The sequence below is a fragment of the Candidatus Woesearchaeota archaeon genome (assembly GCA_027858315.1).
Lineage (GTDB): Archaea > Nanobdellota > Nanobdellia > Woesearchaeales > UBA583 > UBA583.
The window spans coordinates 1-3,398 of the sequence record JAQICV010000083.1 but is presented as its reverse complement, the minus strand read 5'-3'; the positions used below and the strand labels follow the sequence as shown (position 1 = coordinate 3,398).

1 protein-coding gene is annotated in these 3,398 nt (G+C 28.2%); it reads right to left on the bottom strand.

The window, feature by feature from the left end:
* Positions 1-1,784: 1,784 nt before the first annotated feature.
* Entirely contained in the window at positions 1,785-1,958 is a 174-nt protein-coding gene (locus PF569_08130; protein MDA3856199.1) for a hypothetical protein, read from the bottom strand.
* Between the last annotated feature and the right edge of the window lie 1,440 nt (positions 1,959-3,398).

Genomic DNA, 3,398 nt, shown 5'->3' with positions numbered 1-3,398 from the left:
TTTTTAATTATAGGCTTTTTAACTTTAGGCTTTATAATAGGAGCTTTTACTGTTGTTTTTTTAACCTCTACTGGTTTTTTAATTACTTTAGGTGCTATAATAGCTTTTCCTTTATTGCTACTATTATTAGTACGACTATTACCATTATTATCCAACTCATTTGATTTTTTATTAGAAAGTATTTTACCTTTTGATTCTAATGTTTTTATTCATTTATTTAATTGACTTTTTCATCTAGTTAATTTAACTGCTGAACTTGATAAAAATTCACTTCATTGTATTAATGCTTCTGTAACTACATATCAAGGCAATCATCATAATCATACTCCAGTTACTCTAGCTATATTTTGTGATGTGTTCTTAATAAATCAACCTTTTTGCTGTCATACTCTCCTATCTATTGTTGCTTGTATTACATCTCAAATATTAGTAGATTTACTATATTCTTCAAGATGTTTAGCATATTCAGAATTTGATTTTCTTATTTCTATTCTAAAAAATTTATTAGCTTCATTAAATAAATCTCATTTTATATTAGATTCAGCACTTTGCATAAATCATTTATTCTTTTCTACTATCTTATCCCAATTTCTTCTAACTTTAATTATATCAGAATCTTTTAATTTTGGTCAGAATTCTTTTAGTTTAGTTATTAAATCATTAGCCACTTTTGCTGTTGCTTCATCTATAATAACTCACTTGCTTGTTCTTTGAATAAATTTATCCTGTATTTTTTTTATAATAGTTTTAGTGTCAACTATTCCTTTTACTCCTATATTACTTTCATATTCCTTCATTCAAAACAGGGCATCTTCTTTTACTTTATCAATTCTTCCTTTTACTAGGTCAAGTGAATTTTTTAATGGATTTTTTTCTATATATGGTTCTAAATCTTGTACTCTTTGTTTTAAAACTGCTTTATTCTCTCTAGTAGTAGGATTTACTGCTTCATATAAAATATCTTCTCATTTAACTGTTTGTTTCTTAGCTTTTTTTATTTGTGATTTTTGTATTCATTCTTTTACATTTTTTGGCATTGTTTTAATAGCATCTACTATTCAATGAGATAATTCAACTGGTATATTATTCAATTTATTAATTGTTTCAGTTTGGGTCTTTCATCTACTTTTTCAACCTGCTACTCAAGCTCAAACCATTGCTAATCAACTTATAGTTCATTGCATACCAGCTTTTCAGTCTTCATCTAAACTATTATAATAATCTTTTAATCAAGGAACATTATTAAGCATAAAATCAGTAGCTCAAGGCATTGTTCATGTAACTCATCAAATTAATGCTCATTTTTTTCATCAAGCCAATCATCATATACCTGCTCATACTCAAACCTGTCAAGGGACAGATGATAACACCTTTTCTCAAACTCATGTACTTCATACTGTATTAAATCAAGCACTTAATCAAGGTAAAGCTGCATTAAATCAAGCTGCAACTGTTGCTCCTCAAATTTTCCATATATCATTTTTACTATATGTGTTACTTGGGTCTAAATCTCTACCTTGTACATAATCTAAAAATCTATCAACTGGTTTTTTTACTAGCTCATCTCATAAAGTTTGTATAGGCTTTAAATAACTATTAGCAAATTTTGAAACAAATCATTCTTCAGGTTCTTGTATTCACTTATATCACATCTTAGTTGTGATTGTATCTTGTATAAAATTATCAGACTCTTTATTTTGTATCATTTTAATTACTGCATTTCTTTTACTATCAAATTCAGGCTTATCTTTAGTTTCATTAAGAAATGATTGAATACTATTTGTTCAAGTTGGTTGTTGTGTTGTTGTGGGTTGTTGTATTGGTTGCTGCGTAGCCTGTGCTTGTAATGCAGGTTTAATTGTACTAAAATCAAACAAATTTGGCTTTTGTTTTGGTGTAGCTACTGGGTTTAAATAACTCATAGCATTAGGATTTTTATAATTTTGTGTTTGTACCATAATTTTATATTACCAAGTATAATTAATCTTCCCAAGTATAAGTATTTCAACCAGAGCTTTGTACAACATTACTAGATTGTCATGTAGTTGCAGGGTTATTAACCTTTAAATTTTTATAAATATCTATTATATTTCTACCTTTTTCGTCTTTTCAAGAACTTCTGTACATATTTTCTATAACTTGTTCTCTATTAGCTCTTTTTTGCGCCATTGTGTCTACTGTATCTCAAGCAGATGGAAAATATTGTTCTCCTGCACTTTTAAACTCACTTGGAGCAATAGTAGCTCACGATTCTTGTCTTAATACTGCATTTATAAAGTTTCTTTGTGCTTGTTCGTATTGTTGTCTGTCTCAGCTTTTTAAAAAGCCAGGAGTCCACTCTCATCTTGGTGCTAATAATTCTGCTGCGGTAAATGACTCTGCATATTTATCCTCCGTTCTCTTAATAATATCTGTTGAAGTATCCATTCTATTACCAAATCAAAACGACTGTGTCTTAAACATTGTTGTCTTTTCAGGGAAAGTTATATCTGTCATTCATTGAATATCTGTAAAATCAGCATCTCAAGTAGATTGATTAGCTTTATAACTTATATACTCAGCTTCTAATCATTTATCTTTTAAAAATTTAGTTCTATCTGATGATGTTAATGTTTCAGCATAAGCAAAATTATCTGAATTATTAGTATCACTTTGAGTTAATAAATCAGCTTCTTGATTTCTTCTATTTTGTAATCATTGCATAAATTCTCAATTAGCTTGATTATATTGTTTCATATCTTTTGCTGCTCATTCTAAATCTCAATTATTGATTTTATCTATAATAGTTTTACCTGTTCAAGTCCATATATTTGGTCATAAATTATATTCAAAACTTGTTAAAGCTGTTTTTTGTGATTCTGATAATGGAGCTGTTACTAGATTTACATAGTTACTATGTTTAGATATTTGATTTTGTAATTCTGTATCTACATTTGATATAACTTGTCAATCTTTTATAATATCTCAATTTTCTAATACTTCCATTCAGGCTGTTACTGTTTGTCAGGCTACTGTAGTAAATCAATATCAAATAGTAGGAGTTCATTGATAATCCATTCAAGGAGATAATGGCTGTCATGTCATATCATCATATACTACATTACTAAATCACTCATTTTGTTTTATAAAATCTGTTGTAGTTGTAGGAGTTGTTTCGTTTTCACTTCATCATCAAGATACACTAATAGGGTCATATTGTCCAGTAGTTGCGTTTTTTTGCACCCAATTAGGATTATCTGATGTTCAAATATTTATAGGTTTTATATCAGCTCCAGTTCCAGTAGCTCATAAATTCTTAATATCTTCTCATGTTTTAGAGTTAATTAATATTTGTTCTCAATTTCTTGTTATTACAGATGTACTAACTCAAGGATTAGCTTGTTCATAAGCTCTTTGTT